Genomic DNA, 23290 nt, shown 5'->3' on the forward strand with positions numbered 1-23290 from the left:
GTAATGTCCACCTCGACGCTTTCTCTGAAAATAAGACAGAAAAGAAAAAAACGAGTTCAGGATCGCGACATTTTGTCGCCGTCATGATTCGGATTGATTGCAATATTTTCGCGACTTCTGACGATAAAACCTACTCCCTTGCTCAAATGTCGCGATTCCGTTAACCTCCGCACTTCGCTTAGCTGCGGCGACGGTCTTGTGTCGTAGCTTTCTCACTTTTTTGCCGCTTGCAAGATGGGACGAAGGGTGTGTGCGGTTGCCGCTAGGTCGGCAGCCTCGAATGCTCTGGAATGCGTGGCGATCGATTCGCTCGTGATTCTCGTGCCCGCAGACGGTCCACTTCTGAAAAGGAAAAATTTCGCTCGATGTCCACTCCATCCAGTCCTATCGTTCAAGAAATGATCGAAGCCGGTGTCCATTTCGGTCACCGCACCAGCTTGTGGAACCCGAAGATGGCTCCGTACATCTTCGGTCGCAAGAACCAGATTCACATCATGGACATCCGCGAAACCCTTCGTGGATTGCTGCGTGCCAAGAAATACCTCAGCCAAGTTGCGGCTGGCGGCAGCTTGATCCTGTTCGTCGGAACCAAGCGTCAAGCAGGCGAAGCGGTCGAAGAGCAATCGCTCCGCTGTGGAATGCCATTCGTCAGCGAGCGTTGGTTGGGCGGCACGTTGACCAATTTCCGTACCATTCGCAGCCGACTTGGCCGTTTGGAAGAATTGGAAAACATGCGTCAAACCGGCGCCATGGACAACTACAGCAAGAAAATGCAATCGGCGCTGAACCGCGAACATCGCAAGATGTACCGTAACTTGAACGGTTTGCGAACAATGAACCGATTGCCCGAGTGTTTGTTCATCGTGGACCCAGGCAAAGAGCGTAACGCGATTCGCGAAGCAAAACGCCTTGGCATCACCACCGTGGCGTTGATCGATACCGATAGCGATCCAACTCAAGTCGACTTGCCGATTCCTGGTAACGACGATGGTATCCGCAGCATCGAATTGATCATGAAGCAACTTGCCGACGCGGTAATCGCAGGCAAGGGACAAACTGCGACCGAAAGCAGCCCCGAGCCTCAGCAAACCAAGCCAACCGGCACGGAAGCAGAGATGGTTGCGGCAGCAACGAAGTCGGACGAGGCTCAATCGCCTGCTACCGAAGGCTAGTTTTTTACGATCCTTGTTTTGAAGGGGATCCGATTGGGATCCCCAGGTTGTGCGGGCTCTCGTTTTTTCAGAGGGCCCCTTCCACCGCTTGGCATGGCAGCCGCCCCAAGACTCGTAAGTCGCGAAGCGGCTTGCTGGCAAATCGGCCGTAGTGCGGGCCCGCGGCTTGTTCACAAACGCGTCGCTGTCCAACCACTGCGGCCACCGTTGCCCGCGGTCCCTCACCCTACGATCGGTGTGAGGATGATTAAGAAATAGCGATAATTGCGATAAAAGCCCGAAGTCGCTTGTTCAAAAATGGCATGTGCCTAAAGCTTGTCGGTGAATGAGAGCGAACTGGCTCTTGCGAAGATGGCAAGCAACCATACAAACTGTTTTTTATACGTTGGAGATGAAGAGATGGCTGATATCACTGCGGCAGCGGTGAAGGCGTTCCGTGAGCGTACGGGATTGCCGATGATGGACTGCAAAAAAGCGTTGACCGAAGCGGGTGGCGACGAAGAAAAGGCGGTTGAGCTACTTCGTAAAAAAGGCCAAGCTCTCGCCGACAAGCGTAGCGATCGCGAAACCGCATTTGGTCGTTTCGGCCTTTACATCGGTACCGACAAAAAGGTCGGCGCGATGGTTGAATTGCTTTGCGAAAGCGCTCCTGTGACGACCAACGAGCAGTTCGTGCAATTGGCTGCGGACTTGGCTCAGCAATACGCGACCGGTCCAGGTGCCGCCAACGCTGAAGAATTGCTTGCCCAAGACTCGCCTTCGCAACCTGGCACGACCTTGGCGACTCAAAAAGAAGACATGTTCAACCGCATCCGCGAAGTCTTCAAGGTCGGACGGATGATCCGCGTCGAAGGCACTTGCGGCGGCTACATGCACCACGCCGGAACCACCGCGGGTGTTTTGGTCGAAATCGAAGGCGGCAACGACGAAGCTGCAAAAGACGTTTCGATGCACATCGCTGCGATGCGTCCAGAAAGCTTGAGCAAGGATTCGATCGATCCTGCGGTTGTCGCCAGCGAGCGAGAAGTTTTGTTGGAAGCTGCCATCGCCGAAGGCAAACCACAAAACATCGCCGAAAAAATGGTCGATGGCCGGATGCAAAAGTTCTATGCCGAACGCTGCTTGCTTGAGCAGCCGTTTGTCAAAGACGACAAGCAATCGGTCGGCGAATACGCCAAAGCCAACGGCATGACCGTCAAGAATTACTGGCACTGGGTCATCGGCGAAAAAGTCGACGCCTAATCCCGCCTCGCATTGCCACCGACGCGGTGGTCACTGCAAACCACGATAACCTCGCTTGTCCCCCATCGGACCGGCGAGGTTTTTTCGTATACTTTCCGTTATGCTAGGCACAAGCAAAATGCCAGGGCCAAGCAGATTCGCGATATCCGCGATCCTGGCACTGCTGGCCGATCCTGGCACTGCTGACACACGAACAACGCTCTGGTTTTCAACTGCCCCCGCTTTATCAACGCGAAAGTCTCTCACACCATGTCTGACGCTCCCCAGTCGGATGGCTCCGACGTCCAATCTCACTTGCACTACAAACGCGTCGTCTTGAAGCTCAGCGGCGAGAGTCTCGCTGATTCGGGCGGACGCGGAATCAGTGGCGAAGAATCGGGCGAGATCGCTCGCCAAATCAAATTAGCGCACGATACCGGCTGCCAAATTGCGATCGTGATCGGCGGTGGCAATATCCTCCGCGGCGCCCAATTTTCCGGCAGCAATTCGATGGTCCACGAGGCGACTGCGCATTACATGGGGATGCTGGCGACGATCATCAACTCGTTGGCCATGCAAGACGCGCTGGAAGCACACGGATTGCAGACTCGGGTGATGTCGGCAATCCCCACCGACAAGATCGCCGAGACCTTTATCCGCCGTCGTGCACTGCGTCATTTGAACCGCGGCCGAATCGTGATCCTTGCCGCCGGGATCGGGAACCCGTTTGTCACCACCGACACCGCTGCGGCGCAGCGAGCGCTTGAAATCGAAGCCGACGTGGTGCTCAAAGCGACTCGCGTGGACGGCGTTTACAGCGACGACCCAGAAAAGAATCCGCATGCCGTACTGTACGAATCGCTAACCTATAGCGACGTGATGGAAAAGAACTTGCGAGTGATGGATGCCACCGCGATCGCCCTGTGCAGCGAACACAAAAAGCCGATTGTGGTCTTTAACTTTAAAAAGAATGGAAACATCGTTCGAGCCATCTCTGGCGAAAACGTCGGAACATGGATCGGCGCTGAAAAGAAAAATTAGCCGCCGCCTCCGATGGCTCGTGTTACATAATAACTATCTCTAGTCTTCCCCACTGTTACCCAATTCCCAAGGATGCAAGATGTCCACCGATGATGTGCTTCTCGATGCCGAAGAACGTATGGAAAAAGCGATCTCCGTTCTCAGCCATAACTTGGCCGGGATCCGCACAGGACGTGCGAACCCAGGCTTGGTGGACTCGTTGAAAGTCGAAGTCTACGGTTCGGCAACTCCGCTCAAGCAGCTTGCTTCGATCGGAACCCCTGAGCCCCAGCAGATCGTGATCCGCCCCTACGATGCAGGCACGATCAAAGAAATTGAAAAGGCGATTGTCGCTGGCGACTTGGGGTTGAACCCGCAAAATGACGGACGCATCATTCGTTTGAATGTGCCACCGCTTTCCACCGAGGTGCGAAAGAAAATGGTTTCGCGGATCAAGGAATTGTCCGAAGAATCCAAGGTCGCGATTCGTAACATCCGTCGTGATGCCAACAAGGCGATCGATAACGCGGAAAAGGCCAAAGAGATCTCTGAGGACGATCGCGATCGTATGAAGGAAGACGTCCAAGAGTTGACCAAGAAATACGAGACGCAGGCAGCTGAGCTGGCCAAAAGTCGCGAATCCGAAGTGCTCGACAGCTAGTCGCAGCAATGCTGCGGCGGATGGTTGGCTCGTTTTTCAATTTTTTATCGGTGCGGCGTGAGCCGCCCGATAAATTTCGAACGTTTTTTCGACGCAGTCGGGCGGGCCTCGCGCCGCACCGCTGCCCAGTGCAGATGGCATTGGCCGTTGGCCGGCGGCGAATTTTTAGAGATGCTTTCGGAGCATGGTTTCCAGGCACGTGTTTTCTAAGCATGGGCCGAATCCGCCTCCGCCAATCGGGTGAAAATCGAGGCGACCCAGGCGAAGCGGGCCGCCGGGCAGGATAGAATGAGAGGATGGGCTTTTTCTCAAATTGTGCTCGACATTCCTCCTTTCCAACCTCGGCCAACGCCTCGTGTGTTCCATGCCCTTATCTCTGATCTGTCCTCGCTGTAGTAAGTCCGTGTCGATCCCAGATCGTTCGGCCGGACAGCGTGTCTCGTGTCCTCATTGTGCTACCGCGTTTCTGGCTCCCGGTTTAAGTGCAACGACCAGCGATGATGCCGACGATTGGTTGACGCTGGACACCGATCCCGTTCCAGCGAATCCACTTTCCGCGGGGCCCAGCGAAAAGAACCCACCGCGACGATCGGATCGCTCCAGCGACAATGTTCGCGATGACGACGATTCTCAGCCCGACGACGATTTGTTGCTCGGAGAGTTTGCTGCCGAGTTGGACGAGTTTGCTTCGACGGTGGAATCGGTCCCCAAGCCGAAATCGGCAAGCATCGACGACGGAGATGATCCGTTTGTCCTTCGCCCGGCGCTGTCTCGGCCGCCCGTCGGAGCGCCACGGCCTGCCCCGGTTCTCCCCACCCCGGTCAATCCCCCTTCGGCGTCCTCCGCTAAAGACAATTCCGCAAACGACGATGATGTGATCGAACTTGGCGACGAGAACATCGTCGGTGACGAGATGGACCTGGCTGCCGAATTGGGAACCAAGCCGGCGGCGGTGGAATACGCCACCGAGTACCGCGTGCAATGTTTGACCTGCGGATCGCAGCGGATGGTCCACGCCAGCCAAGCGGGAAAGACGATCAAGTGCAATGATTGCCATTCTCCGATCCGAGTCCGTCAGCCTCCGCGGGTGCCCAAAAAGGTCGTGATCGACATCGACAACGCCGCTACGTTTGCCTTCGAGGCGTCGCAGGTTTCGTCGTCCGATCGCCGCTCGGATCCCTACCGTAAATCCGCTCAGCAATTGCTTGACGAAGCATCGCGAGTCGAAGAACGGGTACAAAAACATGACGACGACATCCCCAGCATCAGCGGATGGCTGGCGGACATCTTTGGTATTTTTCGTGACCTTGGCGTGCTCGCTCACTGGGTCGCATTGTCGCTGATCGCATCGGTCCCCGCGATCGTGGTCTTGGCATCGGAAGTCCGCGTTTTACAGATTGCCTTGGTGCCGGCGGGAATCGTGTTCGGATTGGTGGTGGTCAGTTGTGGCTTCGCCATCCTGCAGTCGATTGCCAACGGAGAAGACAAGGTCAGCGAATGGCCTGTGTTCGATCCGATGGGGTGGCTCGAGAATTTGATCGAGGTGTTCTCTGCTGCCGGCTTTGCCATCATTCCCGTCTACGGGCTCGCTCAATTTGTGTTTGGGCAATCGTTGCTTACCGCCGCACTGACGATGCTGTCGCTGTACATCTTCTTTCCCTTTGTGTTGCTGTCGATGCTCGATAGCAACAGTCCGTTGACGCCGTTTTCAGCCGAAGTGGCCCGCAGTGTGACCCGCGCCCAAGAGGCTTGGGGAGGACTTTATTTCACTGCCGCGATTATGTTTTTTGCCTTATTCTTGACTTATGCCGTTTCCTCGACGTTGCCCTCGCCGGTTGCAGCGGTGGGAGGCATCTTTTTGACCGTGGGAATGGCATTCGTTTACTTTGCCATGATCGGCCGGTTGGCCTATGCCATTGGACAAGAAGTCAGTGAACCGCCTACGACCAAAACAAGCGACCAAGCAAAGTAGTTCGGCACGGATCGTGTCGCCCCCTACGTCGTGAAAGCGAAGCAAACCGAGTCATCCAAGAACCGCGTGCAATCCACAGGCGGCTTGTCATTGTTGTCCCCCACACAACCCTGAGTGCGATTAATTAGCAATGCCAAAGATGGCCCCCTACCCTAACGGCGATACGGAACCGGTGGCGACCGAGTTGCCTCATGCGTCGGTGCCGATTGGCAAACTGTGGGGGCATCCATTGGCGTTGTCGTATTGGGTGCTGTTTGCCACCGCTGCGATCGCGGGAGTGATCACGATTGTGGGAAGCGGACCTGGCAACCAAGACCTGGCACTCGCTTCCCTGGTGGGTTCGGTCGTTTGGATCGTTGGATGGTTCATTCAAGCGGTCATCTATGCGGGGTTTGCGGTTCGCCGCGACGTCGTGCTCTCATTTAGTTTGGTCGGCATCGGATGGCATCAAGGCGCGATGACCGCCAAGCGAACCTCGTCCGCGGCAATTGCGACACTTGCGGCGCTCGTTGGCGTCGGAGCAGGGTTGATTGCGATCGCAAAGTCCACCGAGGCTGCTGCCTCGGTGGACGACGCAGGACTGTTCGCGATTCCTGGGCTGGGGATGACGCCCGCGGATTCGATGCTGCACTTTTCGGGGTGGCTGTTCTGGCTGCAAGCGGTGGGACAACTCTACCCGCTGCGGATGACGTTAGGGCGTCATTTGATTGCATCGCTGATAGTCACGGTCGGTCCCAAATTGTCGCCGGCGGTCGCCGCCATTCTGCTGCACCGCATGTTATTAGGGATCAGTCTTCTGATGGTCGGTGTCGCGATCGCGACGATGCGGTTCGATCAACCGCTGATCATGCCACGTTGGCCATTATTCTTGTTGCTAGCATTTGCATTGATTCGAACGGCTAGCGTGGCAAGGTCGCGGCAGCTGATTGAGTCGTTGTGGGAGCGATCGGTGGAATTGGAATCGGGCGAAGAGCTGCCACCGCCTGACCGGCTTCGCGAGCGGCTGTGGGGATGGTTCGCCCGTCGGCGAGCGCGGCGAGCGTTACAACGCGAGCATGATGAAGCCGTTGACGCCACCAAACTGGACCAGATCCTCGAGCGGTTACACGATCAGGGGCCTGATTCGCTGAGTCACCAGGACCGGGTGATTTTGAAGCGAGTCAGCGAATCGCTTAAGAAACACCGCAATTCCTAGAACCTCTGCTCGGCAGCGGCGACCGGGGTTTTGCTGGAACCCGATTTCTTTGTAAGCTGTAAAAAACGAAAATAATACGCGTGAATACGCTCTTGATAGAACAACGGGATAGGATGCTCTTATGATTGTTGCTGCTTCGACAGAATGTTGGCCCGAAATGGAATTACGCGAAGCAATCGAAGTGCTCCAGGATTTGGAGTTCACTGCCGTTGAAATCGCGCTTCACGAATCGGGAAAGATCAAACCGAGCGACTTGGTGACCGACGTCGATCGGGCGGCGCAGATTCTGCGAAGCTCGCACCGCATGGATATCTCGGGATACAGTGTCCAGCTCGCATCGACTGGCGACCAGCACTACGCTGATTTCAAAGAGATCTGTCGCATTGCCAAAGCGACCAAGGTGGTCAACATCACCGTCCCATCGGCTGAGCTTGGAACCCCGTTTAACGAAGAAGTGGAACACCTTCAAAAGTTGGTCAAGGTTGCCGAAACCGAAGGCGCCCGAGTGGCGGTTCGCTGCCAATTAGGGTGTTTAAGCGAAGACCCCGATACATTGATGGTGTTGTGCAACAACGTCGACGGACTGGGGGTGACCTTTGACCCCAGCGTCTATATCGCGGGCAAAGCGAACACCAAGAACTTGGACAAGATTTTGAAGTTCGTTTGCAATGTCCATCTTCGCGACACACGTCCTGATGCATTCCAAGTCAGCGTGGGACAAGGCGAGGTGGATTACGGAAAATTGGTGACCCAATTGGAACGTGAGAAGTACGACCGCGCGTTGACGGTGCACATGTCGCCGATCGAAGGGCTCGATCATCGTGTGGAACTGCGAAAGCTACGCCGTTTGCTCGAAACGTTGATCTAGTCGCGTCGCACCATTCGATCCGCCGCATCACGCATGCGGCGTCATCGAGGGTGAGACGCATTTCGCTTACCGCGTCTTATTCAGCGGAAATTTGCGGCCAGACAGTGCCTGCTTCGCGAACTCGCCCCAGTACGGTGTTGGAGTGTAGCTCCAATCGGAAATCATCACTGGCGAGGCTTTTGGGTGCAGACACCATCCGGTCCAATGGAGGCGATGTTTCTGGATAAATCCCAACATATCGGGGACCCACGTATACGGGTCTTCTTGATCATCCGCCGGAACGAAGTCCATCTTCTTGGTGTCGGCCCCGACTTCGCCTAAGAAAATAGGATGCTGTGCCGCCGTCGCCAGCATCTTGTCTTCCCAATCGGTGTGCCAGTTATAGGTGTGCCAGGAATACATGATGCCGTTGCCGGTTTTGTCGTCCAGCGCGTATCCGCGAGTGATTCCGGACAGATCGTTACACCAGAAGATTCCTCCGGCGATGATGATGTTTTTGGCACCGGTCCCGCGAACCGCATCGACGAGTCCTTGCATGCCGATGGAGTGGAATCCTTGATTCTTCTTTTTCACTTCGTCGCTCAGGAATGCCGACTCATCCGTCCCCGACTTTTCGCCAATCCATCCGCCGCTACGCCATTGTTCCCATGACACACCGTGAGGTTCGTTGAAGACATCAAACAGCACGGCGGGGTGGTCGCGATAGCGTTTAGCAAAATCGTTCCAAAATTCGGCGTGTTCCTGTTTCGGTGCACGAAAACGATGTAGGTCAATCACGACATACACGCCGCGGTTAGCGGCCAATGTGATGATTTGGTCGATGATTTCGCGGTACTCTTTGCCGCCATCTTTCTGGTACGCACTTTTGCCATACCAGAACGCTTCGTTCATGGGGACGCGAACACAGTTGGCGTGCCACTGGTCGATGGCGACCACAACGGACTTGATCACTTGACGATCGTGGGGCAATGTTTCTAAGCCGCCCGCGTTGACGCCTTGCAGCCATACTTCGTGACCGTTTGTGTCGTGCAATCGGTTGCCCACCACACGCAGTTCGCTTGGCCAATTCGACCGCTTGGGTTGTTCCGGTGGAACATAGCGAGCCTTTGCTTCCGCTTCACGCTGCTTGGCCGCAGCGATCAACGCGTCCGGGCTAACAGGTCGGAGTGCAAAGTCATCCAGGTCGAGTGTGCCCGATTGCACCTGAAACAAACTTGGCATCAACACCAACGTCAATGCGTCCTCGGGAACTAAGAACTGAGTGCTGCGGTCGGTCCAGCCATCGGTGTCTTTTTGCGAATACGGAGGTGAGGGTGACTGCTTCAGCTTCTTTCCATCGACCCCTAAAAACTCCATCATGATCCGCGCATCAAACCAAGGCGAAGTGCCCTTTTTCAGACCGGTCACACGCTGACGCCATGTCAACTCAAGTGCTTCGGTCGCGGCAGGAAGATCGATGGTGCGATACGCCATGACCATGGTGTTCGGCGCCGGGGACTTCAGTCGCAAGAAGTGATTGTCTTGCTCTTGTTCCCAGCTTCCGCCGACTTTCAATCGCCCCCAATCGTCCGGCCAGCCGTCGGATTTCGCGTCCGTTTCAAAGTCGCCATTGGTAATCAGTGAACGGTGTTCGGCCAGCACGCTCGCCGCTTTCGACCTGCGTTTCGCTGCATCGGCCGCAAGCTTCTCTTGTCGCTCTGCTGCAGCGGCCTCGGCTTCGCGTCGAATCGGTGTGGCGTCCACGCTGCGTAGGACGACGTCATCCAAATCGAATGTGCCGGAGTGAACCTGAAAGAGACATGGCATGAACTTTAGTGTTTTCGCGTCTTCAGGCACCAGGAACGTCGAACTCTTTTCAACCCAACCATCGGTATCGCTACGCGATGCCGGTGCCCGCGGCGTTGGGGTGACCTTTTCACGCGATGCGTTCAAAAACTCCATCAGGATGCGGGCGTCGAACCACGACTGCTTTCCGACTTTGAGTCCACGAATCCGCTGCTTCCACGAAAATTCGATCGCCTCGACACCCGCCGGAATGGCAATCTCCTGATACATCATCACCATCGTTCCAGGCGATGGGCTGGTCATTCGCACAAAGTGGTTGCCGTCTTCTTCGACCCACTTTCCGCCTGAGTTGACCTTGGCCCAGCCATCGGGCCATTGGTCGCCATCTTGATCCAATTCGAATTGGCCATTGGGAATCAGTGCCCCCGCTGGCGTGGATTGAGCCTGCGACTCCGCTGTCAATAGACTTACAAGTAGTAGCGACAGCAACGTCACGAATGATCGGTGGATTTGCATCATGGCTTCAACTTGTTTCGGACGCGTTGCATCGGGAAGTTTTGAGGATCACTTTAACTGAAGCATCTTAATTTACCAGCAATCGCAAGTCACTTGGACGATCGCCCGTAGCGAAAGTCGCCAACGACTTTCGTTTCATTGCGTATGCCCTCCGAAACTGAGGCACGAGTTTAGCTATGACCTGAAAATGCTCGCCGCGTTGACCGTCATCCCTGACCGCCTTCACATCCTGGTCATCCCTATCTGTCTCTTGAACATCGCCGCGATGAACGCGTTGTTCGGCCAATGGTGGTCTGCCACCGATGACGCCGATGTTAGCCAGCCTTGATTGCTTGTGATGTCACCTAGTCTCTATTCGCCACTGCGGCCCCACCCTCGCAGCGATGGCTGTTAGAATGATCGGTCCGTTCGTGACGCGTGTGCCCTGCTGTGAACCAAACGTCATGATTCAGCTGGATTGTTTATCTGAACTGTTCGCTTTACCTCGTTTTGTCGGATTACTGTTTGTTTGCGACGAGCTCACGACCGCTTCGGCTGATCCGCATCACGCTGTTGCTCGCAGCCATCCTCGGCGTGGCGGGATCGATTGGATATAGCCGGCAACTGGCTCGGCTCCGCCACACGCACGCGGAGTTGCGCGAGCAGGTGGGATTGTTAGACGTCGAAGATCCGACGAAGGTGGCCATCGCGTCTGTTTCTTACTTGCAGGAGGATATCCCGCCGGGGGTGGACCAAGCGTATGTGTGGCAATACCGCATCCACATTCCGGCGAACTATGGTCAGCGTTATAAAACTCAGCGTGGATTGGTGACGGCGGATTCGCCACGCGGTCGTGGCAGTTCGGGTGGAAGTTGGAGCGGTTCAAATTCCCAAGCCGAGGAAGTGCTTGTGACGATCGCACTGATTCACGCCGACGGCAAATGGATGTTCTGTCGCACTACCGGAGGCAGTTCCAGTACGGCGACCATGCCTGACGAATTCGTAATCGATGCACTTGAGGATCTCGTCATCGACGTGCCGGTAACGCCCGAACAGGCCACCCGTACTTTTGAAATCGACGAGGCAATCTGTTTGTTTCGACTGCGTGAAAAGAGTCTTGCAAAGAAGCGAAATGGCGATCCCGAGGCCGACTTGTATCCAGGACTCGTGGTCTACCTCTACAGCGACAAACACAGCGACGCCTTTGACACTTGGGCTCGCGGAAAGGCCGGATCGATGCAGGAAGCCATGCCATGAACCGATCGGATTTGTGCACGCAGGTGCAATCAGATGAGTCGACAGGCAGCGAACCGGTGGCACCTGCGGCAGTTAATCGCCGATGGATGCGATTTGGGTTACTCGAGTTGCTGTTGTTGACCACCGTGGTCGCGACGTGGTTGCCCGTTATCTTTGCTCGGCGTCAAATTCCGATGCTCGAGTCCGAGATTGAGACGATGCGGTATGCGACTACTCAATTGATCATTCTTGACGACCAGAAACTAAATGTTCGCTCGTTGCCAAGTATTTGGAACCATATCAACAGTTGGCGATGCCATGTGCCCGCAGGTTCTGATTTGGAATTGAGGTTGGCCACCGAATCAATCAATGGGGTTGGGTTCCCTGCAGACTACAAAGCCGTTGCCTTGCCCGACGGAGAGCATGTCATTCATTTAAAGTGTACGAAGGATGCCGCGGGGCACCACAGTAAAGTGTTCATTGATGACGAGTTGGTGTTACAACAACATCATCCTGTGACGTGGATCGAGTCCTATGGCAGTTCAAGTACTGGCAGCGTCTCACGTCAATCGAAGGCGTATCCATTGGACGTGCCGCTCAAGATCAAGGTACAACGTTACTCGCTCAAGCATCCGCTGAAAAAGTACGGATCGATGGACGTGCCCGATGTCTACGACAGTAAAGGGAATTGTCTCTGGATTTCGCCTGCGTCTACTGTTCCCACGCCATCGCCTCGGTTCTACCTGCCACAGGAGCGGCACGGGCACGAAGGCATCGGGCATCGCGAAGGGATCAAGGTGGTCCGAGCCCATCGATCGAACTTGGTTGGATTGATTGGCGTTGTGCCGTCGCTACGTTCGGTCATGGGGGACGACCTAGGAGGGTACCCGTATTGTCCGCTGGGCATCTCGGTCCGCCCTATCCTGGAGCGCGATGTGTCCGCTGCTGAAATCCCCGAAGCCCAAGCAAATCTTTCGGATGGGATTCCTGTTTCACTGCGGGAATCGATCGTCCCGCCCACGCAATACGACGAAAGCTATTCGCGTGAATTGATTAGCGAGAATGCGATTCAGCAAGATGGTACGACGATGCGGATCTTTGCGCACTTTAAACCTTTTCCATCGGGAGCCAAACCGATTGTGGAAATCATCTTTGATGCGGCCCACCCCGATCGGGTCGGCTTTCTGCCCCACGCCGCTCCTGATAGCCCGCCGCTGAAAGCGTGCCAATTGGTGACGCGTTTTGATGCAAAATTTCATTGGCGTGAAATCGAAATGTTGGCTGATACTCAGGACGCTTCCAGCGAGTTGAGCAATCTGTCGCGTGAACCACTCTCCGTATTCTATGCCGATATCGATTTTGCAACGCTTGCAGGTGACCGCGGAGCGGTTGCTGAACCGTTTGGATGGCGAAGGTTACCGGTGAATCGGCTGCCGCGAATCGCTGTGCCTGAAAGTCAACGCGAAATGACTCGATTAAGTTTGACGACGGATGTGGCCGACTCAACAAAGTTAGCGTACCCACCAGGACTGAGTCGTCATTGGCAATACGAAGGCATACCGAATCGGCAAGTTTGGTGGCTGCCAACCGCTGATGTCCAAAAGCAAGACGGAATCAAGGTCGAGATTCAGGGTGGAGCCGAATACCCGCAAACCACGCTCCCGATTCCCGGCGGCCCTGCGATTCAGAATGTTCGCATCACGGTGCCAATGCCGGCGAAGAGCCCCGTATGGCTAGAGATCGCCGCCGAGCCAGAAGTCAACTAGCGTCTACTCTCATCATAGGGACATAGCATTTTGTTGACTTGGTGTTTTGTACTCTCAGATTAGGGACATAGCACTTTGTCGTAGCACTTTGTCGGAGTAACTTCCTTCACCCTGATAGACTGGGCATTGGCAAATCGGCGAATCTTTGGCGAGGTTCGACTTCAATTTGATGCAATTCGCGTCTTCACTAACGCTGTGAAGCAAGAAAGTTAGTGACGGGGCGCAACATCATTTATCGGAGAGGACTATCCGCTCGCTGCAACAAAAAGAGAAAAAGGCAAGTACCCGCTAAGCCAGCGTGGTTAGTAGTTCGCGTGCCCGTCGCCGCAAATGATAGCGGCGGTGCGTGCGATGACTTCGCATCGAATCCACACACTCCGGTCGCCCGGCCACCGTGCAAAACAACTTGCCAAAGTCGGTGACTAATTCGCACCATGAGGCCGCGTCTAGTCCCAATCGCTTCAGTACCGGAGGCACGTTGGCAGGAGTCCGCCCACGTTTGCCCGGCGCCACCTGTCGAGCCGTCCAGTCGAGCATTTGAAGATAGTCTTCAAGCGACATCGCCAGAAAACCTTTGTCACTGCAACGCTGGCCAGATTCGCTCTCGCAGGGGCCGATCGGATCGGATTGCACATCGATCTTCAGCGGAGCAAGGAAGCGGTCCATTGCGTTGCTCTGAACCGTTGAGCTCGGTTCGTCCCCGCCGGTCACATCCTGCGGAGCAGTGGTGATTGCTCGGATTCGCCGCTGCACCGAAGTGTGATCGCTCTGTTCGAGCGTTTCGGCCATCGCAGCTCGAATCGGATTGAGGTCTACGTAGGCGGCGCAAGCCAGAAGCGACGCTTCGTCAGCAATCCGAGTCGCACGGAAGCGATCTTGGAAAAAATGTCCCGATTCTTCGTCCTCCTGGTTGGCCCGCATGGCGACACGTTGGCAGAGCAGTCGCATCCACCAACTGATGCTGCTGAGTCGCTTGCGAATCTCGCCGCATTTGTCCGGACATCCCGCGATCGACTGAATTTCGGGTTCTGTCGGCGGCATCGGCAACCCATCAGCACTGCGGCGATGCGGACAAATCATCATCCATCGCCGGGCCACCTCTTTGTCATTCCAAGTAGCAACCACATCCGGGCGAGAGCGAAGAATCAAGTGGAAATGTGTCGAGAGAATCGCGAAGCCTAGTAAATCTACGCCAAACGCGGCTGCAAATTGAATCAATCGCTGTTCAATCCAAACTTTGCGATGATCAAAGTTTTTTCCTGAGATTGGATCGTCGCCCATCAAGAAGCATCGCCGGACGGTGCGATTATAAGTGTGAGCGATCGCGATTTCATCGGGATCGAAGACTTCCGAGCGTGCCAAGCGGACCATCACACACCTCACCCAGATTGAAGGGACCAGCAACGTCACCAAAGGAATCCTTCCCCTCGTCGGACGCAAAGTCAACCCCCGAAAAACAAGCTATGTCCCCAGGCGGATGATGTCACCAGGAGATGGCTGTTGGGGGTTTGCTGGCTGCGGAATGGTTAGGTCACACCGCGAAGACCTTCTTCGACTTGCGGCAGATCGTCAAGCGATTCGAGTTCGAAGAGCGTCAAGAATCGCTCGGTCGGGTAATAGTGCGGGACCGCGCGGCCGCCTTCCTCAGGAATTTTACGTTCGATGCTGAGAAGTTGGCGACGCACAAGTTGGTTTAGCAGCGGACCACATTCACGGCCACGTTGGTCTTGAACCTTTTGAGCGGTAATGCCGGGTTGGTAGACAACAAGCGCCAAGACCTCGATCGCGGCTTGGGCGAGTTTTGCTTCGCGGATCTTGCCCAAAAATGATCGTTTGACATTCTCGACCTCCGGTGAGATCGTCATCCGGTAACCTTGGTCGTCGCGAACGATACGCAGCGCCTGGTCGGCTTCGCGATAAGACTGATTCAGCTTTGCGATCAACTCGACCACTTCTTCGGGAGTGACCTCACGCATCAACGAGGCGAGACGTTGCTCAGTAATCAGCTTGTTTTCAGGGTGCCCAATAAACAACGCCCCTTCGATGATGGCCTCGGGTGTTACTAGCTCGTCTTCTTCAGGCTCTGCCTCATCCTCGAGTGCCGCGTCGAGTTCGTCTTCGGACGATGCGTTCGCCGCGTCGGTGGCCTCTTCGCTGGGAGCAAAGGCTTCGGGATCATGCTTGGCCGCGGCTCGCGCATAGGCCGCTCCGAGATCATCCAGCGACAGTTCTTCGCCGTCGTCGTTCCACAGCTCGTCACCCGTTTCTGCCGCGTTATCATCCTCCGCATCATCATCCTCCGCATCATCATCCCCTCGCGTCCGGTGGTCACTGCCCGCGGCCTCGTCGCTGGTTTCTAGTTCGCCGTTCTCTATCTCTAGCTCATTGGTTTCTAGTTCATCGTTCGGTACTTCCGGTACTTCGCCCGCCAGCTGCGCATCATCTTCGGCTGGTTCGTCGACATCCTTGTTAGGGTCCACCATTGTGTTTCCTGTTGCAAGCCTGCGAGGGGAACTTCTTTTGGATTGAAGTGTATCAGTTCCGCGAGTGAAAGATCAAACCGCGATGGTCTCGGTCATTCCGGTTCGGTCGCTGGTGTCTTTCGCTGGAACGCTTTCGGCCGCGACTCGTGATTCGCCGGTGCGTTGCACAAAGATCCATAAGATGATGGTGACAAACAAAATCGAGACGATGGCCGCTGCCCCTTCCGTCAAAAGTACCGAACGCATTTTCCCGACCGGCGCCATGACTTTTGAAAGTCGGTACTGCACCAACACCAATAGATCGGTGGTCTCTTTGGGGATCTCGCTGCCGGGCGGATATTCAAGACTTTCGGGATCAGGCAATTCCACTCGCTGCATCGCGACGATCCAATCGCCGGCGTAGGGTTTGCCATCGACACAATTGGAAACGGGATCGCGGTAATCGACATCGCCTCCTTCCATTATCCGGTCGATCAATTTGGCATCGACTTGGAACTTTTCGCCTGCCAACGTTTCACCTGCTTCACGTCGCTGATCCATCAGGGGGTGTTGCAGCACCGTGCCCCGCATCGGGCCTTCGCGTGCTTCGATCAGCACGGCGATTTGGTTCGCTCCCTGTTCGCTTTGCAGCAATTGGAAATCACCGAGATTGATCGTGGCCACGAACACCGCGTCGGGACGAGAGTGGTCGTCGGTGAAATAAATCGGAGTGCTGACCGCAATTTTCCAAAGCCCGGTTGCCGTACTTTGAAAAGCAGCTGACAAATGAGCTCGTTGGAGCGGGGCGATGGTTTCAGGTGGAGTATCTGGATCGAGATCGTTCCGCCCACCATGGAAATAACCACGGAACGCAAAGTTACGCCCCGCACTGTTTTGGGATCGTGGAATAGTTTCGTCGTAGACGATTCCAATGATCGTTCCCATCGCATCGGTGATGAACATCGTCGCGAAACGTGGTCGACGCGACGAGGGAGATGGATCATCGTATCGCTGCAATCGTTCACTCAGCCAACGGTCGATTCTTAGCCGAGGTTCAGCGTCAAGGATCGCTTCGCGAGCAGCGATTTTCTCGGCCTTGCTGCTTCGCGAGGATCCAATGATCTCGCGTGCCGCTTTCATCTCGGGGTGGTTGAATGATTCTTGCAGTAGTTTGCGAAGTTCCTGACCGCGTGTTTCCGTTCGCGCGGCTTGAAAGTAACGTTCGATTTCGCTTTCCAGCGTGCGAGCGGCAAACTTGGCCGCCAATTGATTGCTGCCAAACGCTTCTTGGCGAAGCGCCTTGATCGTGCTCTGGCTTGCGTGCTCGACGCTGCGAGCTGCGAAGATCCCGGTTGCCAGCAAAACCAACAGCGGGCCGACGATTCCCAGCAACATCAGCGGGCGACGCGCATGGGTGCGTTCGCGACGATTGAGGTCCTGCAGGATTTGCTGCACATTCTCGTAACGATCAGCTGGATTCGGAGCGAGGCATCGGTTCACGATCCGGGCTAGCATGCGATCCACACCGCGGACCAAGAAATGGCCGTTAGGAGGCTCGCTTTTCTGAATGGCTTCGCGATACCGCTCGAGTCGTTTGGGAAGCGACCCGGCGGTATCAATTTCGTCGACGATGGTTTCGTCGCGATACGGCGGCGTTCCCGTCAGCAACCGATACAAGATGGCACCGGCGGCGTACACGTCCCACTGTGCATCGGGACTCGAGTTTAGATCGGCTTGCTCGGGAGCCATGTAAAACAGCGTTCCCAACGCCGGCGTCTGGTCATGCGACATCCGGCTTTGCCCAAAATCGGCCAAGCGGGGCTCGTTGTCGTCGCTGAGCAAAATGTTGGCGGGTTTCAGGTCACAGTGCAGCACCCCTTTGCCGTGGCAATGGTTCAGCCCCACCACGATTTTGCGGAACATGTCGACCGCTTCGGTTACGGGCATTTGGTGGTTATGTTCAAGGAAGTCTTCGAGCGATCCCCCGGTGACTAATTCCATCACGTAATAGGGTGGAACCGCGTCCCAACCGACCTCGAGCACTTGCACGACGTGGCGATCCGCGGAAAGTTGGACCAGATTTTTGACTTCGCGACTAAGTAGCGACCAATTGACACCTCCGCGGTGCAGATAGAATTTCACAGCCACGCTGCGTCCGGTGTTCAAATCGAGTCCGACCCAAACTTGGCCAAACGCCCCGGCGCCAAGAAATTGCTGCAGCCGATAGCCAGGAACTTCCGCGGGGGGCGTGGTAGCCTCTAGCGAGAGTTTTTGGCTGGCCGATTGGCCGCCTGCCGTCTGGTACTCCGTTCGATCCATGTTCACCCGTGTTTACCAACCAATGACATTCAATGACCCAAGACGATGATGGCTAACTTAGACGACGTTATTGTACCGGAGAATGTTCATATGGCTGCCGCCCAAACGTGGTGCCGCCGCAAGAACATGCCAATCACTCGAACCGGAAAAATTTTCTTCGCAAACCCGCGTCGTTTCACCCATTTTGCGATAACCGCGATGCCGCGGATCATTTCAGCGGTTCTGTGCGTGTGCGTCGTCTTATTTCCAATGTCCATCGCCGCCGGACAGTCGCCTGAATCGCCTGAATCGAACAAAAACGCTACGCTCGCTGCCCCCCCGGACGCTCCGCTGGACGGGCGTGACGGCCGAGAGCTTTTATTGCGGAATTTTCGTCCTCGCAGCCAGCTTCGTGTGCCGGCCCACCCCCGCACCCACGCGGCGTTTCCCGTGGTCGATGTGCACACTCACTTCTATTACAAGTTGCGGGGGAATTCACAGGCGATCGACGACTTTGTCCAGCTGATGGATCGCAATCAAATTGCCGTGTGTGTTTCGCTGGACGGCAAACTTGGCAGCCAGCTTGATGCTCACATGAAAGAACTGTGGACCGAACATCGCGATCGCTTTGTGATTTATGCCAACATCGATTGGCAGGGCGATGGCGCCGCCGAGGATCCTGCGAGCTGGGATTGTCATCGCCACGGGTTTGCACAGCGGACCAGCGAAAAACTGCGTGATGCCGTAACCAAAGGCGTCAGTGGGCTGAAAATATTCAAGCGATTTGGACTCGGTTACAAAAACCCCGACGGATCGCTGATCAAGATTGACGATCCACGCTGGGATCCAATCTGGCAGACGTGTGGCGAGCTGGGCATCCCGGTGATCATTCACACCGCCGATCCCGCCGCCTTTTTTGATCCCATCGACGAAACGAATGAACGTTGGGAAGAACTGAGCCGGCACCCGGATTGGAGTTTTTACGGTGACGAGTTCCCGTCGCGTGATTCGCTACTCGCCGATCGCAACCGTGTGATCGCACGGCATCCGCAAACCCAATTCATCGGCGCCCATATGGCGAACAATGCCGAAGACTTGGCGACCGTTGCAAAGTGGCTGGACACGTATCCCAATCTTTGGGTCGAGCCTTCGTCGCGGATTAACGAGCTGGGACGTCAACCGTATACCGCACGCGACTTCTTCCTGCGTTATGCCGATCGGATTCTGTTTGGGACCGATGGCCCGTGGCCCGAAGCGAGGCTTCGCTACTATTGGCGGTTCTTTGAGACCCGAGACGAGAACTTTCCGTACAGCGAGAAAGTGCCTCCCCCGCAAGGCATGTGGACGATCGATGGCATTGATCTGCCAGAGGACGTGCTCAAGAAAATTTATCATGAAAATGCCGCGAAATTGATCCCCGGAGTCGCAGAGCGGCTCGCCGCATTTCGCCGCAATCTCCCCAACCGTACCCCCGAAAAGTCTCGCAGTGAATAAGAAAGCACCATCAACGACACCGTCCTCAGGTCCTTCGTTCGCAATGATGTGTTGCGCCTACGGGGCCGAGAAAGCGGTCAAAGCATCGATCACGTCCGAAGGCTGGCGACTCGCGTTTTCGCGGCCTGGATTTGTCACGGCCAAACATGACGAATCCCGCACCCCGCCTAAAGGGATCTTTATCCGAACCTCGGCGTCATCGCTTGGACAAGCACGCGGAACCGATGGAGCATCGCTGATCAAAACGCTTCGCGAATTGCTCGAACAGCGTTATCCCGCGGAATTTCGCTTTGACCAATTGCATCTGTGGCCCAAAGATCGTGCCCCAATCGGTCGATTCGATTTTGAGCCAGGAATTGACGAGGTCTCCCGAGCGATTGCAGAGGAAATTTATGCAAAGATTGCAGCGGATTGGATTCGCTCGGACGCTCCGAACCGCGTCGCCCAGCCCGGCGAAAAAATTCTTGATGTCGTCTTGCTTGAACCGTCACATTGGTTCATCGGCACGCACGAAGCCGAGACATGGCCAACACGTTGGCCCGGAGGAATCCAGCCCATCGATTTGGCCGAAGAACCGGTTTCGCGTGCCTATTACAAAGCCGCCGAAGCGATCCAGTGGAGTGGGTTTGAGATGCAGCGAGGTGATCTTGCCGTCGAGATCGGGTCAGCGCCCGGCGGCGCCTGCGGTCGTCTGCTTGAATTAGGCATGGATGTGATCGGGATCGATCCAGCCGAGATGGATCCGCGAATCGCCCAGCACCCTCGTTTTCGCCACATCGTCGCCCGCGCTGATGATTTGCCTCGCCGCGAGTTCCGTGGCGCGAAATGGATGCTGGTCGATTCCAGTGTCACGCCAAACCAAACGTTGGCGACCGTCGCCAATATCGTCACCAATCGCAACAGCAATTTTCGCGGTCTATTGATCACGTTAAAGCTGGGGGACTATGACGCTGCCGAGCGAATCGAAGCGTGGCGAAGGAAGGTCGAGTCCTGGGGAGCGACCGATGTTCAAATTCGCCAACTCGCTCGCAATCGCTGCGAAGTCTGTTTCGCGGTGCGGTTGCCAGGACGACATTCGTCATGATGAAACGAAAACCTCCCGCTGCGATGCTGGTGTCGCAGCGGGAGGTTGATTCAACGTTGGGCTTCAATCGAATGCGGGTTACAGCCGAATGCGATTACGAGCCGAGTTCGACATCGATCTTCGCTTCGTTGGCAGCTTCACGCAATTTCATCAACGCACGGACTTCGAGTTGACGAATACGTTCCTTCGTCACACCCATCTCGTCGCCAACCTCCTTTAGCGTGAGCGGTTCGTTGCCACGGCCGAGGCCGAAGCGAGCGGTGATGATTTTCTGTTCGCGTTCATCCAAGCGGTCCAAGATTTTTGACAGCTCACGTTGTCGTGAACGCTGCACGGTTTCTTCGGCATAAGGATCAAGTCGATCGTCCTGACGCGACAGGAACAATTCTTCGGTCGTCGTGCGGAATCGATCGCGATGTTTGAACTCGCTTGGAATCGTACGAGCAAAGTTCTTCATGATGGCCCACGAAGCGTACGTGCTAAATTTGTTGCCACGTGAGTAATCAAATTTTTCCACCGCCCGAATCAGCGACATATTGCCATCGCTGATCAAAGCGAAAAAGTCATCGCTGCTGGCAACGTGACGCTTGGCGATCGAAACGACCAAACGCAGGTTGCTTTGCACGATCTTGTTCTTCACTTTGACCGCTTCTTCGTACAGCGAATCAATTTGGTCCATGATCGCCGTACGCGATGCACCGGCCGTTTCGAGACTGTCTCGCAATCGGCTCGCCTTGTGCTTCAAGTAGTTCATTTTGCGGAACAAGTGGTATTCTTGTTCACGATTCAGTAGCGGCACGTCGTACAACGCGGCCAAGTAGCTTGGCAATCCGCTGGGCACACGCACTTTGCGTGGCGGCGTGGTGGCTTCAGGAAGCGGAGCCAAAATTTCGGCTTCGCGGGCTTCGAGAATTCGTGCTGGTGCGTCAAAGTCTTCGTTGTACATGTAGTCCAACGGCAACTCCATCACGTGCTGCATCCGCATGTCCAACAAGATCCGCTGGATACTTGAACGCGTGCGTTTGAATCGCTTGCACAACTGGGACACCGAAGCGCCCTGCGTCGCCAATTTGAAAATGGCGCGTTTGTCGTCGTCGGTCAACGTCGCACGATGGTTGGGGAAGATCGCCAGCGACTGGTGATCGGCATCAAAATTCTTCAGCGTGTAACGAATCGTTTCCGGGCTGCGATTCATTTGCTCGGACAATTGCCGGGTGACGTCGGACAGACTCGCTCCGCCTTCGACCAATTGGCGGGCGCGTTCGACCATCTCGCTCTTTTCGTCATCACTGAGCTGGCTAAAGCGTTCGCCGCGACGGATTTTTTCGCGGTTATTGGCAATGAACGCCTCGACGCTGCTGTGCAGGAATCCAACGCGTTTTCGTCCGCCGAAAAGCAGTCGGCGGCTGACCAAACCGGCATCACGCCAACGGCTGATGGTCTTGGTGGAAACACTGAACAAACGGCTCAGGTCATCGACGGTGTGAACCGGTTCACTGAACTCGTTAACCGCCACGTCGGCCGAATCGCTGAGGTCTTCGATCAGCAAATGCAGATCGTGCTTCAGATCCGCCGCCTCGACGTTGTGTCGACTTGGCTTTTCGGGACGATAATTCGTGATGCGGAAACAAAGGTAATCGAACGAGTACGGCCGATTGGGCTCGATCTCGCTGCAGAGCTTTTCTGCCAGAGCAGCTTGCTCGACCTTTTTTGCCTTGGGGGCAAATCGAGTCAGCTGATCACGGAGTTCCTGAATTTTTGCGTCGCGATATTCTTCGTGCATCGCCATTCCCTTCCCAGTGCTATGGTACGTGATGTCGATTGAATTCCCTGCGACCCCGGCGGATCGCTCGACTTCGTACCGGTGTTGCCCGGGTATCACCCTATCCGTAGGGCAAGATACTGTTTGTTTCGCTTCCGAAAAACGCGATTGGAAAGAAAGTTTCCAATCCCACTTCGCGTTGCGAAACCACCAACGACTCCTTGCCATTGGCATTCACTCATAGTACGCGAAAAACGCACACTACGTTTCCATTTCTGACCAATTAAATCCGGTGGATGTTCACTTTTTTCTAAGGATTAAGCAATTTCACGCGAAATCCGACTTGGAGGTGCCTTCGCACTGAAAACTAACCACCGGCTAACTGACCAACGGAGATGTATAGGAAATTTGGGGCCAAAGTGTGCCGATTCAGACAAAATTCTTCCGAAAAATTTACGAAACTTGTTCGTCTGCAACGCTTTAGCGTCCCTCCAGCAGAATACCCGTTCTGGGGCTCTGCCCGCCAATAGTCCAGTTCGATTGTAAAAATTTCTAAATGTTTGCAAGTTTCGTCCCGTCCGTGGTCACCTCGTCTCATTACGAGACTGCCTCGCTGCACATGACAGGTCAGCTAATGCTACAGGGGGGTGTCGCTGCTGTCGACCCTGCTGCGCCGATTGGGGTGATTGTTGTCTGCGAAGAGGGATTGCAGATTGCGAATTGCTGCCATTGTGCTTGTCCCGTTGGCGGCTGGGGCGAGCGAGGGTTTGTTCACCGCATTGCGCCGTTTCTGTGGATT

16 protein-coding genes are annotated in these 23290 nt (G+C 55.4%); 11 read left to right on the forward strand and 5 right to left on the reverse strand.

Features of this window, described 5'->3' with window-relative positions; translation table 11 throughout:
- Positions 1–365 precede the first annotated feature (365 nt).
- From rpsB to ABEA92_RS24360, 7 genes are all read left to right on the forward strand, one after another.
- Positions 366–1172 carry a 30S ribosomal protein S2 gene (gene rpsB / locus ABEA92_RS24330; protein ID WP_345687148.1) on the forward strand — a complete coding sequence of 269 codons (807 nt, stop codon included), beginning with the start codon at positions 366–368 and terminating at the stop codon, positions 1170–1172.
- 399 nt (positions 1173–1571) lie between these two features.
- Positions 1572–2414 carry a translation elongation factor Ts gene (gene tsf, locus ABEA92_RS24335; RefSeq protein ID WP_345687150.1) on the forward strand — a complete coding sequence of 281 codons (843 nt, stop codon included), beginning with the start codon at positions 1572–1574 and terminating at the stop codon, positions 2412–2414.
- A 249-nt stretch (positions 2415–2663) separates the two neighbouring features.
- Complete coding sequence (pyrH, locus tag ABEA92_RS24340; protein WP_345687152.1) at positions 2664–3434, forward strand: UMP kinase; 771 nt, start codon at positions 2664–2666, stop codon at positions 3432–3434.
- Between the two features lie 79 nt (positions 3435–3513).
- Positions 3514–4074, forward strand: coding sequence for a ribosome recycling factor (gene frr, locus ABEA92_RS24345; protein WP_345687154.1), 561 nt, complete (start codon positions 3514–3516; stop codon positions 4072–4074).
- Between the two features lie 403 nt (positions 4075–4477).
- Complete coding sequence (locus ABEA92_RS24350) at positions 4478–6046, forward strand: hypothetical protein (protein WP_345687156.1); 1569 nt, start codon at positions 4478–4480, stop codon at positions 6044–6046.
- A gap of 130 nt (positions 6047–6176) precedes the next feature.
- The gene (locus ABEA92_RS24355) at positions 6177–7241 is read left to right on the forward strand and encodes a hypothetical protein (RefSeq protein WP_345687158.1); all 1065 of its coding nucleotides are present in this window, start codon (positions 6177–6179) and stop codon (positions 7239–7241) included.
- 121 nt (positions 7242–7362) lie between these two features.
- Entirely contained in the window at positions 7363–8109 is a 747-nt protein-coding gene (locus ABEA92_RS24360; protein WP_345687160.1) for a sugar phosphate isomerase/epimerase family protein, read from the forward strand.
- 66 nt (positions 8110–8175) lie between these two features.
- Here ABEA92_RS24360 and ABEA92_RS24365 read toward each other — a convergent pair whose 3' ends face one another.
- Positions 8176–10413, reverse strand: coding sequence for a glycoside hydrolase family 5 protein (locus ABEA92_RS24365; protein ID WP_345687162.1), 2238 nt, complete (start codon positions 10411–10413; stop codon positions 8176–8178).
- Between the two features lie 501 nt (positions 10414–10914).
- Here ABEA92_RS24365 and ABEA92_RS24370 point away from each other — a divergent pair.
- Both ABEA92_RS24370 and ABEA92_RS24375 read left to right on the forward strand, forming a co-directional pair.
- Complete coding sequence (locus ABEA92_RS24370; RefSeq protein ID WP_345687164.1) at positions 10915–11646, forward strand: hypothetical protein; 732 nt, start codon at positions 10915–10917, stop codon at positions 11644–11646.
- Positions 11643–13391 (forward strand): hypothetical protein, encoded by a 1749-nt coding sequence (locus ABEA92_RS24375; protein ID WP_345687166.1) that lies wholly within the window; start codon positions 11643–11645, stop codon positions 13389–13391. The genes ABEA92_RS24370 and ABEA92_RS24375 overlap by 4 nt, the downstream gene beginning before the upstream one ends.
- Positions 13392–13679: 288 nt before the next feature.
- Here the strand turns inward: ABEA92_RS24375 and ABEA92_RS24380 are convergent, their stop codons facing one another.
- The 3 genes from ABEA92_RS24380 to ABEA92_RS24390 form a co-directional block, all read right to left on the reverse strand.
- Positions 13680–14762 carry a hypothetical protein gene (locus tag ABEA92_RS24380; RefSeq protein WP_345687168.1) on the reverse strand — a complete coding sequence of 361 codons (1083 nt, stop codon included), beginning with the start codon at positions 14760–14762 and terminating at the stop codon, positions 13680–13682.
- A gap of 155 nt (positions 14763–14917) precedes the next feature.
- Positions 14918–15874: an SMC-Scp complex subunit ScpB gene (locus ABEA92_RS24385; protein ID WP_345687170.1), complete on the reverse strand. Its 957-nt coding sequence runs from the start codon at positions 15872–15874 to the stop codon at positions 14918–14920.
- Positions 15875–15946: 72 nt separating this feature from the next.
- Complete coding sequence (locus ABEA92_RS24390; protein WP_345687212.1) at positions 15947–18172, reverse strand: serine/threonine protein kinase; 2226 nt, start codon at positions 18170–18172, stop codon at positions 15947–15949.
- Between the two features lie 249 nt (positions 18173–18421).
- On the opposite strand from ABEA92_RS24390, the gene ABEA92_RS24395 reads away from it, so the two are divergent.
- Both ABEA92_RS24395 and ABEA92_RS24400 read left to right on the forward strand, forming a co-directional pair.
- Positions 18422–19645 carry an amidohydrolase family protein gene (locus tag ABEA92_RS24395; protein ID WP_425572487.1) on the forward strand — a complete coding sequence of 408 codons (1224 nt, stop codon included), beginning with the start codon at positions 18422–18424 and terminating at the stop codon, positions 19643–19645.
- Positions 19646–19688: 43 nt separating this feature from the next.
- Positions 19689–20729, forward strand: coding sequence for an SAM-dependent methyltransferase (locus tag ABEA92_RS24400; RefSeq protein ID WP_425572488.1), 1041 nt, complete (start codon positions 19689–19691; stop codon positions 20727–20729).
- Positions 20730–20823: 94 nt separating this feature from the next.
- Here ABEA92_RS24400 and ABEA92_RS24405 read toward each other — a convergent pair whose 3' ends face one another.
- Positions 20824–22512: a sigma-70 family RNA polymerase sigma factor gene (locus ABEA92_RS24405; protein ID WP_345687176.1), complete on the reverse strand. Its 1689-nt coding sequence runs from the start codon at positions 22510–22512 to the stop codon at positions 20824–20826.
- Positions 22513–23290: the final 778 nt, after the last annotated feature.

It is taken from the genome of Novipirellula caenicola, from assembly GCF_039545035.1.
In the GTDB taxonomy this organism is placed as follows: Bacteria; Planctomycetota; Planctomycetia; order Pirellulales; family Pirellulaceae; genus Novipirellula; species Novipirellula caenicola.

What these genes read in the sequence shown, in the direction of transcription:
- ABEA92_RS24380 (WP_345687168.1), bottom strand. Translation starts at nt 14,762, where the DNA reads ATGGTCCGCTTGGCACGCTCGGAAGTCTTCGATCCCGATGAAATCGCG.
- tsf (WP_345687150.1), top strand. Translation starts at nt 1,572, where the DNA reads ATGGCTGATATCACTGCGGCAGCGGTGAAGGCGTTCCGTGAGCGTACG.
- ABEA92_RS24400 (WP_425572488.1), top strand. Translation starts at nt 19,689, where the DNA reads ATGATGTGTTGCGCCTACGGGGCCGAGAAAGCGGTCAAAGCATCGATC.
- ABEA92_RS24395 (WP_425572487.1), top strand. Translation starts at nt 18,422, where the DNA reads ATGTCCATCGCCGCCGGACAGTCGCCTGAATCGCCTGAATCGAACAAA.
- ABEA92_RS24355 (WP_345687158.1), top strand. Translation starts at nt 6,177, where the DNA reads ATGCCAAAGATGGCCCCCTACCCTAACGGCGATACGGAACCGGTGGCG.
- ABEA92_RS24390 (WP_345687212.1), bottom strand. Translation starts at nt 18,172, where the DNA reads ATGGATCGAACGGAGTACCAGACGGCAGGCGGCCAATCGGCCAGCCAA.
- pyrH (WP_345687152.1), top strand. Translation starts at nt 2,664, where the DNA reads ATGTCTGACGCTCCCCAGTCGGATGGCTCCGACGTCCAATCTCACTTG.
- ABEA92_RS24365 (WP_345687162.1), bottom strand. Translation starts at nt 10,413, where the DNA reads ATGATGCAAATCCACCGATCATTCGTGACGTTGCTGTCGCTACTACTT.
- rpsB (WP_345687148.1), top strand. Translation starts at nt 366, where the DNA reads ATGTCCACTCCATCCAGTCCTATCGTTCAAGAAATGATCGAAGCCGGT.
- ABEA92_RS24385 (WP_345687170.1), bottom strand. Translation starts at nt 15,874, where the DNA reads ATGGTGGACCCTAACAAGGATGTCGACGAACCAGCCGAAGATGATGCG.
- ABEA92_RS24405 (WP_345687176.1), bottom strand. Translation starts at nt 22,512, where the DNA reads ATGCACGAAGAATATCGCGACGCAAAAATTCAGGAACTCCGTGATCAG.
- ABEA92_RS24375 (WP_345687166.1), top strand. Translation starts at nt 11,643, where the DNA reads ATGAACCGATCGGATTTGTGCACGCAGGTGCAATCAGATGAGTCGACA.
- frr (WP_345687154.1), top strand. Translation starts at nt 3,514, where the DNA reads ATGTCCACCGATGATGTGCTTCTCGATGCCGAAGAACGTATGGAAAAA.
- ABEA92_RS24360 (WP_345687160.1), top strand. Translation starts at nt 7,363, where the DNA reads ATGATTGTTGCTGCTTCGACAGAATGTTGGCCCGAAATGGAATTACGC.